The organism is Metabacillus idriensis (genome assembly GCF_050483325.1).
Taxonomy (GTDB): Bacteria; Bacillota; Bacilli; order Bacillales; family Bacillaceae; genus Bacillus_P; species Bacillus_P idriensis_A.
In genome coordinates, this window is the sequence record NZ_JBCMYF010000035.1 from 190554 (window position 1) to 209485 (window position 18932).

Genomic DNA, 18932 nt, shown 5'->3' on the forward strand with positions numbered 1-18932 from the left:
CCATTACCCCAATGTATTATTTATTGCTGTATCTCCTCACCCTGAGAAGCGCTTGTTCAGCGTGCCCCGCAAAATTTTCCAATTGACATAGACGCGCAGCATATTCACCGATATATGCGCTTGCCTCAGGAGTTACTTTTTGATAAGTAACCGTTTTGATGAATTTGCCTACCCAAAGTCCTCCAGTGTAGCGAGCAGCCCCTTTTGTCGGCAATGTGTGGTTAGTGCCAATTACTTTGTCTCCGTAAGCCACGTTTGTTTCAGGCCCTAAGAACAAGCAGCCATAATTCGTCATGTTTTCAAGAAAATAATTTGGATCTTCCGTTAAAATTTCAACATGTTCAAACGCAAGGCGATCCGCTTCAGCCAGAGCTTCTTCGGTAGAATCCACTAATAGAATTTGACCGTAATCTTCCCATGAAACTCTTGCTACATCTGCAGTTGGCAGCGTTTGCAGCTGGCGGTTAATTTCTTTTACCGTTTCTTCAGCAAGACTCTCAGAGGTTGTTATTAGAGCTCCTGGCGAAGTCGGTCCATGCTCGCCTTGTCCAAGTATGTCTGTCGCAACCATTTCAGCATCTGCTGTGTGGTCGGCAACGACAAGTGTTTCAGTAGGACCCGCAAATAGATCGATCCCAACTCGTCCATAAAGCTGGCGTTTCGCTTCTGCAACAAATGCGTTGCCAGGTCCGACAATCATATCAACAGATTGAATTGTTTCTGTACCGATTGCCATTGCAGCCATTGCCTGGATTCCGCCCAATAAGTAAATTTCATCTGCGCCTGCCAGATGCATAGCAGCGATTGTAGCACTCGGGATTTCACCGTTAATTGGAGGCGTACAAGCAATTACGCGTTTAACACCTGCTACTTTCGCCGTTAATACACTCATGTGGGCAGATGCAACCATTGGGTAACGCCCTCCGGGAATATAGCATCCGACACTATTTACCGGTATATTTTTATGACCTAAAATAACCCCGGGAATATTTTCAACTTCTATATTGTTTAACGATGCAAGTTGCGCCTCAGCAAATTCACGAATGTTCTTTTGTGCAAACTTGATGTCTTCGATGACGTCAGCAGGAACATTGGAAACGATTTCATTTATCTGCATTTCGGATAATCGGAAAGCCTCAGGTGACCACTTGTCAAATTTCTCAGATAATTCCCGAACTGCTTGATCTCCTCTTTTTTCAACATCTTTTAATGCTTCAGCTACAATTTGTGAAACTTTAGAATCGTCCGCACTAACTTCTTCTTTTGATTTACCAGCTTTTAAAACTTTAACCATATTAAGTTCCTCCTTAAAATGAATACGTATGCAAATTATTAAAAATCATATTGCATACGTATGCAAAATGAATACTAGTTAAGAATATTCTAATAATTTGAATTAGTCAACCTTTTTCAAGTAGTTTTTCTCTCAATTAACCCGCCATCCAGCTCAATATTTTCTGCAAAACCGGTATATTCCTCAATTTCTGCCATCAAATATTTTACTGTCTGATTGACCATATCATTTATTGGCTGTTCCCAAGTCGTTAAATGATAAGTAGGCCATGATGACATTTCGATGTTATCAAATCCAATCACTTTAGTTTCAGATGGAACGGAAATCGAACTTTCGCGTAAAGCATCCAAGACACCCAATGCCATAATATCATTCGCAGCAAAAATCGCTGATGGGATATTCTTTATTTTAATAATTTCCTTTGCTGTATTGTACCCGCCTTCATACGTATAATCTGACGAATATTTTTCAAACGGGATCTTATTTTTTTTGAGAATGCCCTTAAAACCCTGTTCCCTCTCCCTGCTCGTTGATGTATCACTATTTCCTGAAATGTAGACCATATCTAAACTTCCTTTTTCAATAAGAAACTCCGCAATTCGTTTGCTCGCTTCCAAGTTGTTGCAGCAAACAGAATAAAATTCATTGCTGTCAATTTTCCTGTTAAAAAGAACTAACGGTATTTTATATCTCTTAAAGTCTTCAGTCGCTTTCAAAGATAGCGTTGCATCTGTAATAATCACAGCTGCGACATTATAATTCAATAATATTTCCATATCATCTTTTTGAATCTCGTCATTGTTTGTATACACAAACAAAATACTGTAACCCAAGTTTTTAAAAGAAGTTGTAAATTCTTTTAAGACTTGCGGATAAAATGGGTTTTGAATGCCTTTCATGACCAAACCGATGATTTTCGTTCGGTTGGTTATCAGACTGCGGGCAAATTCGTTCGGTCTGTACCCGATCTCTTTAGCTGCCGTCAAAACTTTTTTGCGCGTTTTTTCAGAAACTGTTGCTCCTTCAAAATAAACCCTTGAAACAGTTGACTGCGATACACCTGCGAGCTTTGCAACATCCTTTGCTGTAACGGTTTGTTTCATTAATCTTCACGACCTTTTTCGATGAATAAAGTTATTATGACTATACTATTAATTATTTTACATTGAAATAGTTTTTTGAATAGTAATCGTGAAATTATTACTAACTCTTATGTTTTTTAAAATAAATGCAGATCTCAATAATCCCTCTTATTACTATTCTAGGAATTGCCTTTGAATAGTTGTCGTTGCAGAATTATGAAGACAAAATAAACCCGATTAAACCGCTTGTTAAACGTTTCCAATAAAGCGTAGCAGTAAAGATAAACAAGAGGGAACAGCCTAGATCCTGCCTTTTATTCCACACGTTTTGTGATACCCAAAAAACAAAGGAGCTGCCGCGGCAGCTCTTTCCAATGAGCTTATTCATTTATCATCAATTGATACAGATATTATTTGCTCTTTTTTCTCTTGGATGTTGCAGCAAATGATTAAGAGAATCTTCTCATCAGATTTTTACTACAAACCTGAATGAATTGCATAGTGGATTTTGTTTTTTTATGTTTCAATTCTTTAATATTAAAAAGTAAAGAACAGACTATAAATGAGAAATCCTGTATCAAAATTTAATATAAAGTCTTCACAACTTAATCATTCCTAAATTCATTTTGATTTTCCTGTATTAGTCAGATCTACTTTTACTTTTACTTTAAAATTCAAGTTTGAGAAAGTCTTATTCCAATTCATCTTGTTCCATCTTTCATATGTTAAACGATTACGTACAAACTTTCCAATTCCAATAGGATCTGTCTGATATTCTTGTAATTTGATTAACAGCTTTTTTGAATTGGTTATTAAATAATCTTCAACCTGTTTTTCCAATTGTCTTTGATACTTTTCTTCACTTAAATCCATTGTACCTGTGTATTCAAGGACACTTCCTTTTAAATCTAGAATTACTTCGACCGACATATTTCTTGTGTTCACTTTATTATCATTATCAGAATTGATACTACTTAACAAAATTTGACAATTTTCTCCTGACTCTTCATCATTAATACTTATCATTAATTCGCCATTTTTGATGTCTCCGCTTAAAAAATTTAGGATCTGTGTTTCACTTAAAGTTAGGAGTGTAACGTATTGATCTCCTTTAAAAGTACCCAATCCTTTTAATTCAATGTTCTCGCCTTCATATGAAAAAACTGGTAAAACCGGATCAATACCATCGTCGTAATAATCTCTTAAAAAACGATATTTATCAGTATTAAAAACTTTATTTTGAGAGCCTAATTTATCGATGAACGTATAAAGGTATTCAGCATTATCTTCAACAGAGGGTATCTTTTTTTTAAGAAGTTCTTCTCCTTTTCCCTCCACGATAGCAAATTTAACCCGAGTTGAGACTTCTGGATCCCTTGTAAACGTCTTAACAACATTCATAAGTCCTTTTTTTGACAGGTCCTCTCCAAAGAGAATTGTACTCTGCCCTCCAACTATCTTTAAATTTGTTAAATTTTGAAGTTTGAGGAAGGTGTCATGAGATGATTTTCCATTAGCAGTTAGAGTCGTAGAATCAAACTTTCCTTCTTTAGTAACAGTGGGAAAAAAAACGGTTGTATTTATCGGATCTTCTTTACTTTCCGACATATCAAAAGCAACAGCTTCAAGAATCGCTAAATCTTCAATAATATTACTTTCTCCACAACCTGTTAAAAACAACCAACATATTGCGATCAGTACAGTAATTTTATTTTGCATTATTTGTCTCCCTATTAATCGGGTTTTTAAGACTTTGAATAAAAACGATGCATAACACAAAGATCGGTAATGCCCATGCTATACCAATTGCACAATAACTCAGCCACTTTAACCACTTTTCGACATCCACCAAGGTTTCTGGGACCAATGCAAGGATAAAACCACTTGCTAGTATTATGAATATCCAAAAATCAGGCTTAATACTTTTAGTTATATTACTAAAAATTTGCTGAGCTCCCCAGTAATACATTACAATTATCGCTAATATCTTGAATGCATAAACGGAAAAGCAGAGATTTTCGGCTCGTGAAAGGAACTGAACTTCTGTATATTCAAACAATGTCATAACTGGGTATAGATCATTTAATATTTGATCGAAGCTAAAAAAGCCAAAGCTCATAAAGACTACAATCAAACAGGTTGCCATAGAGAAAAAATTTCCAATAAAAAGTGCTTTAGTCCATTTTTTTTCTACCATAGGGAAAAAAAGAATGGAAACTTCAATACCCAAAAAGGCTGTATAAACATGAAATGCCCCTTTAGAAAAATCTGTTTCTCCTTTAAAAAAGAAAGTCGTATAACGTGCAAAATCAAATTCTGGAATAAGATAAAAAAGCAAAAAAATCATCGGAATTACGAAGCCGAATAAAACAAAAATTGCTTTAGAAATCTTGTAGATTCCACCTCTTAATAATTGATAACCAAGCAAAGAAAATAAAATGATAAAAAGTGAGACAGGTAAAGCTGGAAAAAAGATCATTTTATATATAAAGATATATGACTTCATAATCATGCTTGCCATTCCAATCCAAACACCGATGATAAACAAATAGATGGGCACCATTACCCATTTGGGGACCGTCGCCTCAATGATTTCAAAGATTGACCTGCCTTTACCCAGCTTATAAATGATCGCAATCATCATAATATTAATATTTACGAGTACGAAAATGAAAATAATGCTTAACCAGCCATTTGTTCCGAAATATTCGGCAGTTAACCGAGGTAAACTATACACAACGAGACCATTTTGAGCCATATGGATAAATATAGATAATTGAAATGGATGGAGTCGTTCCTTCATATTGTCACCTTTAATTCCTCTCTTTTTCAGCATCGTTTTGCATCAAAGATTGTGCTGGCTGCCCCTTCATTATTTTATAAAAAGGCCCTCTCACAATACTATCTATCCAATCTTTGAAAAAGATTGGAGAAATCGGCATAAAATAAGGTGAAGATAAATTTGTTAACCCAGTTAAGTGGATGATTAATATTCCTAAAGTAAAAAAAATCCCAATATTCCCCAAAAACGCTGCCATTAAAATAAATAGGAACCGAACGATTCTAATGGATGAACTCATAATATAACTTGGGACTATGAATGAAGCAATGGCCGATACAGCTACAACAATTATTAAGATATTACTTGTAATTCCAGCTTCAACAGCTGCTTGGCCAATCACAATACCTCCTACAATTCCAATTGTTTGACCAATTTTGGTAGGCAGTCTCGCCCCCGCCTCCCTTAGCAGTTCAATTACTATTTCTAAAAATATAGCTTCAAAGATAGGCGGAAAAGGCACTCTACTTCTAGACTGCATAATGCTTTGAAGTAGGGATTGTGGAATCATTTCGTAATGGTATGTAGATATAGAGACATAAAACGCTGTGAGTATTAATGTAATAAATAAAGCTATATATCGCAGAATTCTAACCGATGATCCTATAATCCAACGTTGATTATAGTCATCTGCTGACTCAAAAAAATCAAAGAAACTAGAAGGCGTACAAAAAATGGTTGGACTATCATCGACAAGTCCGATGATCTTTCCAGCATATAGTTTTGTCACAGCTATATCTGGCCTTTCAGTGGTATAAAATTGTGGGAATGGCGAATTTTGATGATCATCTATTATTTGAATTAAAACATTGGAGTCAGTTATGGAATCAGCTTTAACTAATTGAATTCTCTCTTTTAGATGATTCACAATATCCATATTTGCAATACCCTCAATGTAGATTAAAAGAACTTTTGTTTTTGAAATTTCTCCAACAGATAAGTTAATCATTTTTAAGCGAGGACTTCTGACTCTTCTTCTTATCAACGAAACGTTAGTTTTTAATGCCTCATTAAAGGAATCATGAGGCCCATTTATTACAGTTTCTGTTTCAGATTGTGAAATGGAACGTTCCTCGAATCCTGATACATTTATTAAATATGTATTCCCCCCAGCGAACATTGCTACATTACCATCTAATATTCCATTTATTACTTCCTTTTGAGTATTTTCTCGTTTAAACAGTGATTGTTGAAAAGATTTATCCAAATAATTGAATGACATTTCTCTTAAAGGTGACAGTATTTCCCACTCTAATGTGTGGGAATCTACTAATGAGCTTAAATAAATAATATGAATTTCATCCTGATTAAATGAACGATGAACAAGGTCAAAACAATCCCCTAATTCTGTAAGTGTCTTTTCATAAGTAGCTTCTGTAATTGTTTTTTCATTAGAAGTTTGTATATTACTATACAAATGATGCGTATTATGCAGATTAACAAAATCTGTATCTGTATCCTTTTGTAAGCAAATCTTTTTGACTTTTGTAAGAAAGCGACCCATTCAAGTACCTTCCTTTTTAACAATATAATTTCTATTGTTTACCATTAATTATACAAATATGTATTTAGACACCTTTTCAAAATAGATATAGAAGTAATATTAAAGGCCTTGGATCCTATTTTGACCTCCGAATATACTGTTACATTCTTTTAATGGACATTGCAGCCTTTTCAAGGAAATGGATTCGGTCAAGCTGATTTTAGTTCAGTTTCAGACTAAAGGATTGATTATTGTATTATCGGTAGAACTTAATCTATGCTAATATACCAATAAATGTTAGAATCCTAACCCTGCCAAGTTTGAATTGTCCATGCACAAAAAAGCTGATTGAGTTCTAAGAACAATCAGCCAATATATGTTAACAAATAAAAAAACCAATCTTTTCGATAGGTCAGAATTTATCTTATCTCTATCGATACACACAACCTTATTAATTAACAATGCACTCTTTTTGATTTTTTATGGAATTGTAATTATCGTTCTTTTTGACATTTGACCATTATAAATTTAAATGGAGGTTTATTTTCCATATTCTTATGCGGCTCAACAATTTCAGAGAATTCTATCAATCCATATTTCCCAAATTCTTGTTTGATCGAGTCAGAATCATAAAAAAACATTTTTACCCCGTCCATTATCTCGTAATAGTCTTTACCAAGTTGTTTGCCCTTTCCAAACATTGGGGCTTCTTTTGAAATAGCCGTAAAAATCATATATCCGTCTGGCTTTAACTGATGATAGCAATCTTTAATAAACTTAGCTCTCTCATGGTTATTCAATAAGTGAATAAGGGCATAACAAAATATCCCATCATATCGTTTGTTATCAAAAGGCATATCGGTAACTGAACCATGAGAAATGCTACTATTAAGCCCATTTTGCCTTGCAAATTCTATCGCTGTTTTTGAAATCTCAATCCCTGTTACATTTATTCCGCTGTCCCTAAAAATCTTGGCATTCCTTCCATATCCAATACCAGGGATCAATATATCCTTAACGTTCTTTTCAAGAAAAAAGTCCTTTATCAAGATTGCGGAGTCTGACGGTTCAAATCCCCACATCATTTGATTTTCTTTAAAACTTGATTCCCAGAATTCTGCCATACCTTAATCTCCTTTACAAATTCTATTTTAATCATTTGCTGTATTTATATGAAGCATAGGCTGCATTACTTTAACCAAAGTTCTTTACCTTTGCTGACTCTATTTCATTTAGAATTTATTCAATAAATATAGCGCTAATCCTTCTTGGATTAACGCATAGTTAAATATTATAAGCTTCATACTATCACTCCTGAAAAATTCCCGCTCAGAACTTTCTTTTCATGTTGATTTTCACATAAAAAGGAGGCAGTAATATGTGTTCTATTATTCTGTTTTTCAAATTGCTCGATTGTTACTTCACAAATGATTGTATCACCAGTAAATACTGGTCTTAAAAACTCAAAATTCATCGTTCGGGCGAGTACGTTGTGATCGCCTCCTATTTTTGTCGGCAATGTAGCAGTCAGCAATCCCTGTATAACCAATCTTCCCTGTTCATCAGGAGTCATATGGTGAGATCCTCTATCACCTGAAACCTTAGTGAACCACTCAACATCTTCTGCTGTGAAAGTCCGTTCAAATGTAATAATATCCCCAACTTTTAAAGGCAATTTTATTCTCCCCTTACTTAAAAATCTATTTATCTCAATTTAAATGTGAAATATATTCAAATGCTGTTGTTCCATATACGCTTTTAAAGTGTTTATTTAAATGAGTTAAGTCAACAAAGCCGCATTCAGCTACTGCTGAATAAATATCTCTATTCAATTCTATTAATTGCTTTGCACGTTCTACCTTGCAGTTAAGAAAGTATTGGTATGGAGAAATTCCAGCATGGGCTTTGAATAATCGGATAAGCTGGAATTTCGATAAATCTAGCTCTTTACATACCTCATCAAGTTTAAGTACATTTTCTAAGTTGTCATGGAGTATATCCTTTGCTTTTTTTATTAGAGTGCTATCTTTCTTATAGGCAGCAGAAGGATTCGTTTGAATAAGGCTATCTGTGAGGGATAAAAATAATTCACTGCACAATGCTTCATCTTTTTCACTTAATATTGCAGCGGAAAGATTTAATATTCTTTGTTCAAGGCTATGGTCATACACAATAGGTGTTGGAAATCGGACCAAATCTTTTTTCTCAATAACGTCTAAAAGCAAGTGCGGCTCAATATACAGCATGACATAATCAAGTCCTGTCTCATCATGTGCCATTCCGTCATGTGTTTGTTCCGGATTAAAAAGCATGACACCATTTTGATAGGATAATTGTAAGCTGCCATCCAAGTTATAATGCTGAATGCCGCGCAGTGTTACACCTATTGCATATTCCTTATGTGAATGCTTTTTATAGGTGAAATCTGTAATACTAGCTGACAATGCAGTTATCCCTGCTGATTTTTTATAGATAAATCTTTCCACCTCATTCACCCCTCACTTACAGCCAGATCATTATGGCAGAATAAGCTAAAAATAATGACATAATTATATTAACAGTTTTGTAATACTTCTGTAAAAACTCCTTGAAAATGGCACCGAAAAGAACCCATGTAATAAATGCTGAAAATCCAATAAGAGTAATAGCTATAACACTTATCGTCACAGCAGGCGTTTCGATATAGTGAGGCAAAATGTAGGCGGGAATTACCGTCATTGTAAACACAACTACCTTTGGATTTAAAAACTGCATAAGGAAGCCTGATAGAAAGGTAGCAGTTCGGTTTACAGGTGGTTTTGATGGTTCCATTTTGTAAATTTGATAAGCGAGATAAATCATATAAATGCTTCCGATTATCTGCATAACAATTAAAACTTTTGGAATTACTGCTATAAGAATCGTATTCAGCATAGCAGAAATAGCAAGTAATATACCAAAAGCAAGAGTTGCTCCATAAGTATATTCCATCGCCTTTTTAGCTCCAGTATGATGCACTGTGGATAAAATGACGATATTTGTGGGTCCCGGCGTAAAAGTAACAATAAAACAGTACATTAAAAAAGTTGTCATATTCATGAGAAAACTCCTTTCGAGGGGAACTCATACAAATATACATCTTAAAATTAATGATCCTATAGTATATTATTGCAGGAATTATAAGGCCTTCTGTTAAGTAAACTCTGTATATCTGTGAATTGACAGGCAAAAAAATGCCTCCGCAGCTGCGGAGGCATTTTTTCATCCTGTTATTTATAATCAGACCACTTCATATTGCTGTCATTTAGCAGCTCTTCGAAGCTTTTGTTCTTTTCTTTTTCTTTTTTCTCTTTGATTTTTTGAAGACGCTCTTGCTCTGCCTTTTGCTCCTGTTCTTCCACCAAGCCTTTTTTCATGTTTGATAGTTTTTGGAACAAGTCAGACTCAAGATGGTCCTTTAAGTTTAGTCTGTCTTCTGTTTTTTCAGGCTGAGGTCTTTGCTGTTTTTTTTGTTTTTTAGCCATGATGATCACTCCCGTATCCTTTCATTATATACAAGAAAGGGGATTTATAGAAAGCGATTTGACCTTTTAATAAGCATCAAGCTTTACATCGTCTTCGATGATCAGCTCAGGCTCTGTTGATTGTTTGATATCTTCGATTGTGTAGCCTTTTGCGACTTCGACAAGCTTCAGGCCAAGCTCTGTTACATCAATGACTGCCTGATCTGTAATGATGCGGTGGACAACCTGTTTCCCCGTAAGCGGCAATGTGCACGCATTGAGAATTTTTGACTCGCCGGATTTGTTCACATGCTCCATGATGACAATGATTCTTTGCGCGCCGTGCACTAGATCCATGGCACCGCCCATTCCTTTAATCATCTTGCCTGGAATCATCCAGTTTGCAAGATCTCCGTTTTCTGATACTTCCATGCCGCCGAGAATTGCCACATTTACGTGTCCTCCGCGGATCATGGCAAATGATTCTGCACTGTCAAAATAAGCAGAGCCCGGAATAGCCGTAACCGTTTCTTTTCCCGCATTAATTAAGTCAGGGTCCACATCCGCTTCTTTCGGATAAGGCCCAATTCCAAGAAGTCCATTTTCCGATTGAAGGACAACCTGTTTGTTTTCGCTGATATAATTGGCAACAAGTGTCGGCATGCCGATTCCCAAGTTTACATAGAAACCGTTTTCAATTTCCTGTTCCGCTCTTCTTGCTATTTTTTCACGCACTCCTACTTTATCCTGTATCATCGCTTTGCCTCCTGTCATCCTGTCTTTTGTACCGTTAATCGTTCAATGCGCTTCTGCTGCTCACCAAGTATCATAGATTGTACATAAATACCCGGAGTGTGAATCTCACTTGGAGCAATCTCACCCACCTCAACAAGTTCTTCAACTTCAGCAATGGTTGCTTTTCCCGCTGCTGCGATCATCGGATTGAAGTTTTGAGCCGTTTTGTTGTAAAGTAAATTGCCCATTTTATCAGCCTTCCACGCGCGGACAAGGCTGAAGTCTGCCGTAAGCGCTTCTTCAAGCAAATATTCTTTTCCGCCGAAGCTTCTCGTTTCTTTGCCTTCTGCAATTGGCGTTCCTACACCTGCAGGCGTATAGAAAGCAGGAATTCCGGCACCGCCTGCCCGGATTTTTTCAGCGAGCGTTCCCTGAGGGACGAGTTCAACTTCAATCTCCCCTGAGAGCACTTGACGTTCAAATTCTTTATTTTCGCCAACATACGAGCTGATCATTTTTTTGATTTGCTTATTCTTTAGTAGCAGTCCAAGACCCCAGTCATCTACTCCGCAATTGTTCGAGATGATCGTTAAATCCTTTACGCCTGTCTCTACTAATGCAAGAATCAGATTCTCAGGAATTCCGCATAAGCCAAATCCGCCAACCATTAATGTTGATCCGTCTTTAATGTCCTTAACTGCTTCTGTAAAAGATGTATGCACCGTTTTCATTATTTTCACCCCGGGAATGATAAATTTTCAATGATTGTTGCTACGCCTTGTCCTCCGCCGATGCAAAGTGTCGCCAAACCGCGTTTTGCATCTCTGCGCTTCATTTCGTGAATGAGTGTAACAAGGATTCTTGTGCCGCTCGCTCCGATTGGATGTCCTAGAGCAATCGCTCCGCCGTTTACGTTCAGCTTTTCTTTATCAAAATGAAGTTCGCGGTCAACGGCAATGGATTGTGCTGCGAATGCTTCATTTGCTTCAACAAGGTCAATATCCTTCATGGTAAGCCCGCTTTTCTTGAAGGCTTTTTGCACAGCTGCAACCGGTCCAATCCCCATAATGCTCGGATCTACGCCAGCGTTGCCGTTCGCGGTAATTTTAACTAGCGGCTGAATGCCAAGCTCTTCCGCTTTTTTTCGGCTCATCACAACTACAGCAGCTGCACCGTCGTTTATTCCGGATGCATTGCCTGCTGTGACAGATCCGTCTTTTTTGAAAGCTGCCCTTAATCCGCCAAGCTTCTCAGCTGTTGAACCCGCACGCGGAAACTCGTCTGTATCAAATGTGACGGCATCTCCTTTACGCTGAGGAATTACAACAGGTGTAATTTCATCTTTGAACGTTCCAGCCTGAATGGCGTCTGTTGCCTTCTTCTGGCTCCAGGCAGCAAACTCATCCTGCTCTTCTCTTGAAATTTCATATTTATCGCATAAATTTTCAGCTGTTACACCCATATGATAATTATTGAAAGCGCACGTTAATCCGTCGGAAACCATTGTGTCGATCAGCTTTTGATCGCCCATTTTGAATCCATCGCGTGCATTTTTTAATATGTATGGTGCCTGGCTCATATTTTCCATACCGCCGGCAACGATAATATCAGCATCCCCGGACAAAATAGCCTGTGCAGCAAGATGAACGGTTTTCAGCCCTGAACCGCATACTTTATTGATTGTCATAGAAGGAATATTTTCCGGCAACCCTGCTTTAATAGCTGCCTGACGCGCTGGATTTTGCCCAAGCCCGGCCTGCAGGACATTTCCCATGATGACCTCGTCGACCTGTTCCCCTTTTAATCCCGCTTTTTCGAGAGCGTCTTTAATGACGATAGCTCCAAGCTCAGGAGCAGATACACCCTTCAGCGATCCCCCAAAACTGCCAATAGCCGTACGGACTGCACTTACGATGACCACTTCATTGTTGCTCATTTCTCATTCATCCCCTTTTTCATTGGTTCATAGATTGGTTTCGCTAAATAAAGATAAATTCCTTCAAAATTTTCAAGATTCAAATATCATTTGCATCTAATCCTAGTTAACTACTAATATAGAAATATGTAAACCCTTTCACCGAAAAGCGGAATCGCCCGTTTAGCTCCGACAGACAGATAAGGATCCGACAGTGAAGGCGCTTTTTGCCTTTGCTGGCGGAGCCGTTCTGGCCGAGGAGCTGGGCGATGGAGCTAGACAATACAGAAAAGCGGAACCGACTGCTCAGCTCCGACAGACAGATAAGGATCCGACAGAAAAGGCGCTTTTTGCCTTTACTGGCGGAGCCGTTCTGGCCGAGGAGCTAGGAGGTGGAGCTAGACACCACGAAAAGCGGAATCGCCCGGTCAGCGCAGGCAGACAGATAAGGATCCGACAGAAAAGGCGCTTTTTGCCTTTGCTCGTTATGCGTTCGAGCTGGAAATACAAAAAAAAAGACGAAACCGTCCATTTATTCTCACATCACCCATTGCAGAAAGGCTGGTGCTTCAAGTTGAATCTTCCTGAACATGTGACATTAATTGAAGTTGGTCCGCGTGACGGGCTTCAAAATGAAAAAAATGAAATTCCGACTGATGTTAAGATACAGTTTATCAAAGAGTTAAAGAAAGCTGGTTTTAAGGAAATGGAGCTGACGTCATTCGTTTCTCCCAAGTGGGTTCCTCAATTGAAGGATGCTCTAGAGATCATTCAATACTGCACAGATGAACACCGGAATCTTGTGCTGACTCCGAATGAAAAAGGCGTCATGCGGGCAAAAGAGGCAAAGTGCCGTGATGTAGCCTTTTTCGTCGGTGTAAGCGAATCCTTTAACTTAAAGAATATTAATTCAACAACCAAAGAGAGCATGGATAAGCTTTTGCCGCTGATCCGCCAGTTAAAAGAAGAAGGATTTTTTGTTCGCGCCTGTATTTCCACTGCTTTCTACTGTCCGTATGAAGGGAAAATTCACCCTGATGCTGTGCTTACCATTTGCCGGCAGTTTGCGGATGCCGGAGTCGATGATTTAAGTGTGGCTGACACGATTGGAATGGCGAATCCTCTTGAGGTTTATGAGCTTTTTTCACGTTTGAAAGCGCAGTTTCCCGACATGCTGCTGACAGCCCATTTTCACGATACACGCGGGATGGCACTTGCGAATATTTATGCTGCTCTGCAGGCGGGAATCGACAGGTTTGATACTTCTGCCGGCGGTCTTGGAGGCTGTCCGTTTGCACCAGGAGCTACGGGAAATGCTGCGACTGAAGATGTTCTTCATATGCTGAAGTCTTTGAACATTGAGACCGGGATTGATCTGAATCAGCTTTTAAAAGCAGTTGAAGTAATTGAGCCCCACCTTGCAGGAACGGTTCAAAGCAAACAGCATCAGCTGAATAAACAGGAAAAGGCGGTTAATTAAAAATTTGCAGAAAAAACTTAAATAAAGAGAATGAATGCGGAAATAATGGCGGCAGCACAGCTTGGCAATCCCAGTAAAAACAGCTGGATAGCCCAGGTAGTCCTCGCTTCCCTGTGCTCTTTTGTTTCTGAATGAACATTAGCCCTTATGCGGCTGCCGCCGAGAAAAGCATTTGTCAGCAGGCCTGAGAGCCCGAAGCAAATAAGAACAACTCCTGACATCATGATGAAAAACAATTGAAGATCCTTTGCAGCAAAGCTGATGATTCCTGCTGTACATGCAGCCAAAATTCCAGTTCCCAATGCTTTCATGTTTTTCACGCTCCTTTTCCTTTAAACGTAATGGACAAGGAGGTTGTTTCGCTTATTTGCATAATTTCTATTCTTTTTCCAAACGTTAGAATTATAGAAAGGAGCGATATCTCATGTCTCATGAAAAAACATCAAAAAGTCAAAAAGGAAAACCGAATGCTGATACAGTAAAGCAAACGATGGCGTTTGAAGAAATGGAAAAGGCCGTACATCCGACAAAGCGGCAAAATTCTGAGCAGTGATCATGCGGCAAGCCGTCCCCCGGCTTGCTGTTTTTTTGCCCAAATTGCTGTAATCCTTATTTCCTCTCCCCCTTTTCTCATGCTAAAATAATTTCATGAACCTTTGAGAGGAAGAATGCAGATGAAAAAATGGCTGATCGGAGCAGGCATTGTTCTCTCCTATATATTTATCGTAGGATTCTTTTTTACCAATCAAATGATGTATATGAAAAAGAAGACGGATAAAGAAATTATCGACCGTGAAACGAAGGATGGACATTACGATGAGAAGGAATATGATTCTTATAACAAAATTGAAGTTTCCATCCCTTCGCAATTCGGCTATGACATTAAAGGCATGCTCATCGCCCCTCATAAAACCTATTCATATGTGATTATTTGCCACGGAGTCACAATGAACCGGTATAATTCCATCAAGTATATGAAGCTTTTTCTAAACCGGGGGATGAACGTGCTGATCTATGATCACCGCAGACACGGAGAATCAGGCGGCAAAACAACAAGCTTTGGACATTATGAAAAATTTGACCTGCAGTCTGTTGTGCACTGGCTGAAGGACCGGGTTGGCGATGAACTGCATCTCGGCATTCACGGAGAATCAATGGGAGCTGTTACAACACTGCTTTATGGAGGACTAGTTGAAGACGGCGCTGATTATTATATTGCGGATTGCCCTTTTTCTGATTTACAGGAGCAGCTGCTGTACCGCTTAAAATCCGATTTTAAACTTCCGGGCTACCTGGTTATGCCGATTGCAAGACGCTTTCTTAAAATCCGCGACGGCTATTCGCTTCAGGATGTCTCCCCAATTGCCGTGATTGACCGGATTCAGCATCCTGTTTTATTTATTCACAGCAAAGACGATGATTACATTCCGGCTGCGATGACACAGCAATTGTTTGATAAAAAGCCTGGCTTCAAAAAGATTTACTTTGCTGAAAAAGGTGCACATGCTATGTCATATACTGAAAACCGGGAAGAATATGAGCGGATTATTGATGAATTTTTTGAAGAATTGAAGAAACACAGGCACACTGCCAAGATATAAGAAAAACGAGCGGATTCCTTGAATCCGCTCGTTTCATATTAACCAAGAACATCTGTAATTTCTTTCATGTTTTCGCCCATGTAGGCGATGGCTTCGTCAATTGTGGCAAACTCTTTTGCCTCAAAGGTCATTTCATCCTGCAGAAGCCAGACATCTTTCTTGTCCTCGTATACTCCTCCGATGGACCAGTGAAGCAGCGTATAAGGATGGTTGCTGTTTAAAAAGGAAACCCAAGTTTTATTGAGCGCTATATTTTTAAGTGATGTTAAGCGGTCCTTCATCTTTTTCTCCACCTCACTTTACAGTTAAGCTCATGCGCGGATTCAAGATTTGTGAAGGACATGTCAGCATGTATGTGTTTGCTGTTTCATTAAAATCGATGGTCATTTTTTCATCCAAGAAAACCATTTTCGATTTTTCAACAAGTACCGGAAATGCGTTTGTGTCAATTTCCAGATCATCACTGTCTTTTTCATCTATGAGCCAGAGTGCCGTAACACCGCTGACAACGCAGCCGCAGCCGTCTGTATCATATTTTAATTTGATGTGCTTATCTGAATGATCCTGAACGTTTCCTGAAATTTTTTTGATTGCACGATCTGTCCATTTTATTTCCATCATCTCTGTCTCCTCATTTCAGCTTGCATACGGCCATTTTATCATAAGTTGCCAAAATACGCATAAGGGCTTGCTTTGTCACACTGCAATGCCTGCTTGAATACTTGTGTGTATAGAAAAAAGGAGGATTATTGCAGATGAATAAAGTTCAAATCAAAGTGAATGATAATGGATCGCTTCGTGTGACCGGTGATGTGGAATTAGTGGACGCAGCAGGCAATGCGTTTCAAACCAAACAAAGCTTTTCGCTTTGCCGCTGCGGGTTATCAAAGAAGATGCCGTTTTGTGATGGATCACATAAGGGCACGTTTCAGTCGGTTGTCCGCGCTGAATAGTGAAGAGTTAAAAAACTTTTCTGTAAAACCGAAAAAAGGACTGTCCTAAAAGACAGTCTATTTTTCGCGAATATCTGTTATTTTGTTCAATGGCAAATCAAAGCGGGCTTCTTCTGCATTTACGATCCGAATGCATCCGCGGATCGGATCTACATAGTGCACATGCCCTTCCTGCACATGAAAACCGTGATTTTCATAGTACGTAAAAGCAAGCTCGCGGTTTTCTTCCATGGCAAGACTGATCAATTCATTGAAATGCGCAAGCTGCTGCTCATCCACCGAAGGTTTTGCTGCATATCCCTGTTCCATTTCAAGCTCCCGCAAAATTTTCACATGCTCAGGCAGCATCATGGATGTCCATTTGATATTGCCCCGATCCCGAATCATGACGATCCCTCCTTTTGTTAAGCTTTGTGTCCGCCGACAAGCTTGGCGCGATGCCTCGCGGTGCCGGCATTTGTATAGGAAACGGCGCGCAGCAGGGCATTTGAGCCGTATTTCCCCCGAATGGAGTCCATCACATAACCGAGGATCTGTTCTTTTTCACGATTAGGCTGAAACAAATCCAGCTGCATTTCAGCATCATCTTCAATATTGGACAGAGCAATTGAAATTTTCCGGACCGTTTTATTTGCATAAAATTGATCAAATAATGCGATGCATGTTTCGTAAAGTTCCATTGTGATATTGGTCGGCTGGCGCATCGTCCGGGAGCGGTGAAATCCGCCTCCAAGCTCATCGTGACTGTAGCCGATGCCAAGGCTCACCGTTCTGCCCGCTTTCCGGTGGCTGCGTGCTCTTCTTGCGACCTCCTCACACATCTCAAGGATGACATGCTTCACTTCTTTCGGGTCGGGATAATCCCGCATGAGGATCTGGCTTTTGCCAAAGCTGATCTGCCCCTGCAGAATCGGCGCTCCAATTTCAGACAGATCAACACCCCATGCATGATAATAGAGCTGATTTCCCATAATGCCGAATTTCTTCTCCAGCACCTCAAGCGGATGACGCGCAAGCTGTCCCACATTAAAGATTCCCATCCTGTTCAGTGTTTTTTCCACCTGGCCCCCTATGCCCCACATTTCCCGGAGCGGCGCGACCTTCCAGAGCTTTTCCTTCACATCAGCATACGTCCATTCGGCAATCCCTTTTTTCTTCGCCTCCAGATCAAGGCAGATTTTAGAGAGCAGCATATTAGGACCGATGCCAATCGCGCACGGGAGAGAAAATTCGCGTTCCATGTCATCTCTGATTTTTGCTGCAATGGTCCAGGCGTCTCCCCATATCCCCTCGACTCCATCAACTTGAATAAAGCTCTCGTCCACGCTGTACGTATGGATGGCATCCTTTGGAACATACCGGTGGAATAGACGTGTAAGCTCTGTTGAAATGCGGACAAAGGATGCCATCTTTGCATTTACAACGTGAATGCGGGGATCTTTTGGAATTTCGAACAAACGAGATCCGGTCTTAATGCCAAAGTCCTTTTTAAGACAAGGTGATGCTGCGAGCACTATGCTCCCCTGCCGCTCTGTATCACCGACAACAGCTAAATGGCATGTCAGCGGATCAAGCCCTTTCAAAACCGCTGCACAGCTAGCATAAAAGCTTTTCATGTCAATGCACAAAATTTTTCGTTTTGGAAATTGACTGTAATCCTCAATCATAGTTCTTACTCCTCATTACAGAATATATGTTCGTATTTATTATATGACTAATAGTAAGCGAATATACGTTCGATTTCAATGGTAGTTTTTACTATGAAATGCGGAATCGCCCGTTTAGCTCCGACAGACAGATAAGGATCAGCCAGTGAAGGCGCTTTTTGCCTTTGCTGGATGATCCGTTCTGGCCGAGGAGTTGGGCGATGGAGCTGGACACCACGAAAAGCGGAACCGACTGTTCAGACCCGACAGACAGATAAGGATCCGGCTGAAAAGGCGCTTTTTGCCTTTACAGACGGAGCCGTTTTGGCCGAGGGGCTAGGAGGTGGAGCTGGACACCACGAAATGCGGAACCGACTGCTCAGACCCGACAGACAAATAAGGATCCGACAGAAAAGGCGCTT

The 18932-nt window shown here is 39.4% G+C and carries 22 protein-coding genes; 4 read left to right on the forward strand and 18 right to left on the reverse strand.

What is annotated here, in order from left to right:
- Positions 1-16: 16 nt before the first annotated feature.
- From hisD to ABEQ24_RS21405, 13 genes are all read right to left on the reverse strand, one after another.
- Entirely contained in the window at positions 17-1294 is a 1278-nt protein-coding gene (gene hisD, locus ABEQ24_RS21345) for a histidinol dehydrogenase (protein ID WP_430008660.1), read from the reverse strand.
- Between the two features lie 116 nt (positions 1295-1410).
- The gene (locus ABEQ24_RS21350; RefSeq protein WP_430008661.1) at positions 1411-2397 is read right to left on the reverse strand and encodes a LacI family DNA-binding transcriptional regulator; all 987 of its coding nucleotides are present in this window, start codon (positions 2395-2397) and stop codon (positions 1411-1413) included.
- 600 nt (positions 2398-2997) lie between these two features.
- Entirely contained in the window at positions 2998-4095 is a 1098-nt protein-coding gene (locus ABEQ24_RS21355; protein WP_430008662.1) for a Ger(x)C family spore germination protein, read from the reverse strand.
- Positions 4085-5179, reverse strand: coding sequence for a GerAB/ArcD/ProY family transporter (locus ABEQ24_RS21360; RefSeq protein ID WP_430008663.1), 1095 nt, complete (start codon positions 5177-5179; stop codon positions 4085-4087). Before ABEQ24_RS21360 ends, ABEQ24_RS21355 begins: the two co-directional genes overlap by 11 nt.
- A gap of 10 nt (positions 5180-5189) precedes the next feature.
- Positions 5190-6719, reverse strand: coding sequence for a spore germination protein (locus tag ABEQ24_RS21365; protein WP_430008664.1), 1530 nt, complete (start codon positions 6717-6719; stop codon positions 5190-5192).
- Positions 6720-7192: 473 nt separating this feature from the next.
- A complete protein-coding gene (locus tag ABEQ24_RS21370) occupies positions 7193-7822 on the reverse strand; it encodes a class I SAM-dependent methyltransferase (protein ID WP_430008665.1) in 630 nt (209 codons plus the stop codon).
- A 176-nt stretch (positions 7823-7998) separates the two neighbouring features.
- A complete protein-coding gene (locus ABEQ24_RS21375; protein WP_430008666.1) occupies positions 7999-8373 on the reverse strand; it encodes a hotdog domain-containing protein in 375 nt (124 codons plus the stop codon).
- A 34-nt stretch (positions 8374-8407) separates the two neighbouring features.
- Complete coding sequence (locus ABEQ24_RS21380; protein WP_430008667.1) at positions 8408-9184, reverse strand: AraC family ligand binding domain-containing protein; 777 nt, start codon at positions 9182-9184, stop codon at positions 8408-8410.
- A gap of 16 nt (positions 9185-9200) precedes the next feature.
- The gene (locus ABEQ24_RS21385) at positions 9201-9776 is read right to left on the reverse strand and encodes a LysE family translocator (RefSeq protein ID WP_430008668.1); all 576 of its coding nucleotides are present in this window, start codon (positions 9774-9776) and stop codon (positions 9201-9203) included.
- Between the two features lie 170 nt (positions 9777-9946).
- Positions 9947-10201 carry a DUF3886 domain-containing protein gene (locus tag ABEQ24_RS21390; RefSeq protein WP_430008669.1) on the reverse strand — a complete coding sequence of 85 codons (255 nt, stop codon included), beginning with the start codon at positions 10199-10201 and terminating at the stop codon, positions 9947-9949.
- 66 nt (positions 10202-10267) lie between these two features.
- Entirely contained in the window at positions 10268-10936 is a 669-nt protein-coding gene (locus tag ABEQ24_RS21395; RefSeq protein ID WP_430008670.1) for a CoA transferase subunit B, read from the reverse strand.
- 14 nt (positions 10937-10950) lie between these two features.
- Positions 10951-11646, reverse strand: coding sequence for a CoA transferase subunit A (locus ABEQ24_RS21400; protein ID WP_430008671.1), 696 nt, complete (start codon positions 11644-11646; stop codon positions 10951-10953).
- A 5-nt stretch (positions 11647-11651) separates the two neighbouring features.
- Entirely contained in the window at positions 11652-12851 is a 1200-nt protein-coding gene (locus ABEQ24_RS21405; protein ID WP_430008672.1) for an acetyl-CoA C-acetyltransferase, read from the reverse strand.
- A 553-nt stretch (positions 12852-13404) separates the two neighbouring features.
- Here ABEQ24_RS21405 and ABEQ24_RS21410 point away from each other — a divergent pair.
- Positions 13405-14310 carry a hydroxymethylglutaryl-CoA lyase gene (locus ABEQ24_RS21410; RefSeq protein WP_430008685.1) on the forward strand — a complete coding sequence of 302 codons (906 nt, stop codon included), beginning with the start codon at positions 13405-13407 and terminating at the stop codon, positions 14308-14310.
- 17 nt (positions 14311-14327) lie between these two features.
- On the opposite strand, the gene ABEQ24_RS21415 is transcribed toward ABEQ24_RS21410, so the two are convergent.
- Positions 14328-14621: a DUF5316 family protein gene (locus ABEQ24_RS21415; RefSeq protein ID WP_430008673.1), complete on the reverse strand. Its 294-nt coding sequence runs from the start codon at positions 14619-14621 to the stop codon at positions 14328-14330.
- A 113-nt stretch (positions 14622-14734) separates the two neighbouring features.
- Here ABEQ24_RS21415 and ABEQ24_RS21420 point away from each other — a divergent pair, with 113 nt between their 5' ends.
- Both ABEQ24_RS21420 and ABEQ24_RS21425 read left to right on the forward strand, forming a co-directional pair.
- Positions 14735-14863, forward strand: coding sequence for a hypothetical protein (locus tag ABEQ24_RS21420; protein WP_263596930.1), 129 nt, complete (start codon positions 14735-14737; stop codon positions 14861-14863).
- A gap of 121 nt (positions 14864-14984) precedes the next feature.
- Entirely contained in the window at positions 14985-15911 is a 927-nt protein-coding gene (locus tag ABEQ24_RS21425; RefSeq protein WP_430008674.1) for an alpha/beta hydrolase, read from the forward strand.
- Positions 15912-15949: 38 nt separating this feature from the next.
- Here the strand turns inward: ABEQ24_RS21425 and ABEQ24_RS21430 are convergent, their stop codons facing one another.
- The gene (locus ABEQ24_RS21430) at positions 15950-16192 is read right to left on the reverse strand and encodes a DUF2552 family protein (protein WP_070876733.1); all 243 of its coding nucleotides are present in this window, start codon (positions 16190-16192) and stop codon (positions 15950-15952) included.
- A gap of 13 nt (positions 16193-16205) precedes the next feature.
- Positions 16206-16529, reverse strand: coding sequence for an iron-sulfur cluster biosynthesis family protein (locus tag ABEQ24_RS21435; RefSeq protein WP_430008675.1), 324 nt, complete (start codon positions 16527-16529; stop codon positions 16206-16208).
- Positions 16530-16666: 137 nt separating this feature from the next.
- Here ABEQ24_RS21435 and ABEQ24_RS21440 point away from each other — a divergent pair, with 137 nt between their 5' ends.
- Positions 16667-16864 carry a CDGSH iron-sulfur domain-containing protein gene (locus ABEQ24_RS21440; protein WP_430008676.1) on the forward strand — a complete coding sequence of 66 codons (198 nt, stop codon included), beginning with the start codon at positions 16667-16669 and terminating at the stop codon, positions 16862-16864.
- A 57-nt stretch (positions 16865-16921) separates the two neighbouring features.
- Here ABEQ24_RS21440 and ABEQ24_RS21445 read toward each other — a convergent pair whose 3' ends face one another.
- Together ABEQ24_RS21445 and ABEQ24_RS21450 are read right to left on the reverse strand one after the other, a co-directional pair.
- The gene (locus ABEQ24_RS21445; protein WP_430008677.1) at positions 16922-17251 is read right to left on the reverse strand and encodes a YolD-like family protein; all 330 of its coding nucleotides are present in this window, start codon (positions 17249-17251) and stop codon (positions 16922-16924) included.
- Between the two features lie 17 nt (positions 17252-17268).
- Positions 17269-18531 (reverse strand): DNA polymerase thumb domain-containing protein, encoded by a 1263-nt coding sequence (locus tag ABEQ24_RS21450; RefSeq protein ID WP_430008678.1) that lies wholly within the window; start codon positions 18529-18531, stop codon positions 17269-17271.
- Positions 18532-18932: the final 401 nt, after the last annotated feature.

Bases quoted from the DNA above. Each gene is read 5' to 3' on its own strand.
- hisD (WP_430008660.1), bottom strand. From the start codon at position 1,294: ATGGTTAAAGTTTTAAAAGCTGGTAAATCAAAAGAAGAAGTTAGTGCG.
- ABEQ24_RS21350 (WP_430008661.1), bottom strand. From the start codon at position 2,397: ATGAAACAAACCGTTACAGCAAAGGATGTTGCAAAGCTCGCAGGTGTA.
- ABEQ24_RS21355 (WP_430008662.1), bottom strand. From the start codon at position 4,095: ATGCAAAATAAAATTACTGTACTGATCGCAATATGTTGGTTGTTTTTA.
- ABEQ24_RS21360 (WP_430008663.1), bottom strand. From the start codon at position 5,179: ATGAAGGAACGACTCCATCCATTTCAATTATCTATATTTATCCATATG.
- ABEQ24_RS21365 (WP_430008664.1), bottom strand. From the start codon at position 6,719: ATGGGTCGCTTTCTTACAAAAGTCAAAAAGATTTGCTTACAAAAGGAT.
- ABEQ24_RS21370 (WP_430008665.1), bottom strand. From the start codon at position 7,822: ATGGCAGAATTCTGGGAATCAAGTTTTAAAGAAAATCAAATGATGTGG.
- ABEQ24_RS21385 (WP_430008668.1), bottom strand. From the start codon at position 9,776: ATGAATATGACAACTTTTTTAATGTACTGTTTTATTGTTACTTTTACG.
- ABEQ24_RS21390 (WP_430008669.1), bottom strand. From the start codon at position 10,201: ATGGCTAAAAAACAAAAAAAACAGCAAAGACCTCAGCCTGAAAAAACA.
- ABEQ24_RS21395 (WP_430008670.1), bottom strand. From the start codon at position 10,936: ATGATACAGGATAAAGTAGGAGTGCGTGAAAAAATAGCAAGAAGAGCG.
- ABEQ24_RS21400 (WP_430008671.1), bottom strand. From the start codon at position 11,646: ATGAAAACGGTGCATACATCTTTTACAGAAGCAGTTAAGGACATTAAA.
- ABEQ24_RS21405 (WP_430008672.1), bottom strand. From the start codon at position 12,851: ATGAGCAACAATGAAGTGGTCATCGTAAGTGCAGTCCGTACGGCTATT.
- ABEQ24_RS21415 (WP_430008673.1), bottom strand. From the start codon at position 14,621: ATGAAAGCATTGGGAACTGGAATTTTGGCTGCATGTACAGCAGGAATC.
- ABEQ24_RS21420 (WP_263596930.1), top strand. From the start codon at position 14,735: ATGTCTCATGAAAAAACATCAAAAAGTCAAAAAGGAAAACCGAATGCT.
- ABEQ24_RS21425 (WP_430008674.1), top strand. From the start codon at position 14,985: ATGAAAAAATGGCTGATCGGAGCAGGCATTGTTCTCTCCTATATATTT.
- ABEQ24_RS21430 (WP_070876733.1), bottom strand. From the start codon at position 16,192: ATGAAGGACCGCTTAACATCACTTAAAAATATAGCGCTCAATAAAACT.
- ABEQ24_RS21435 (WP_430008675.1), bottom strand. From the start codon at position 16,529: ATGGAAATAAAATGGACAGATCGTGCAATCAAAAAAATTTCAGGAAAC.
- ABEQ24_RS21440 (WP_430008676.1), top strand. From the start codon at position 16,667: ATGAATAAAGTTCAAATCAAAGTGAATGATAATGGATCGCTTCGTGTG.
- ABEQ24_RS21445 (WP_430008677.1), bottom strand. From the start codon at position 17,251: ATGATTCGGGATCGGGGCAATATCAAATGGACATCCATGATGCTGCCT.
- ABEQ24_RS21450 (WP_430008678.1), bottom strand. From the start codon at position 18,531: ATGATTGAGGATTACAGTCAATTTCCAAAACGAAAAATTTTGTGCATT.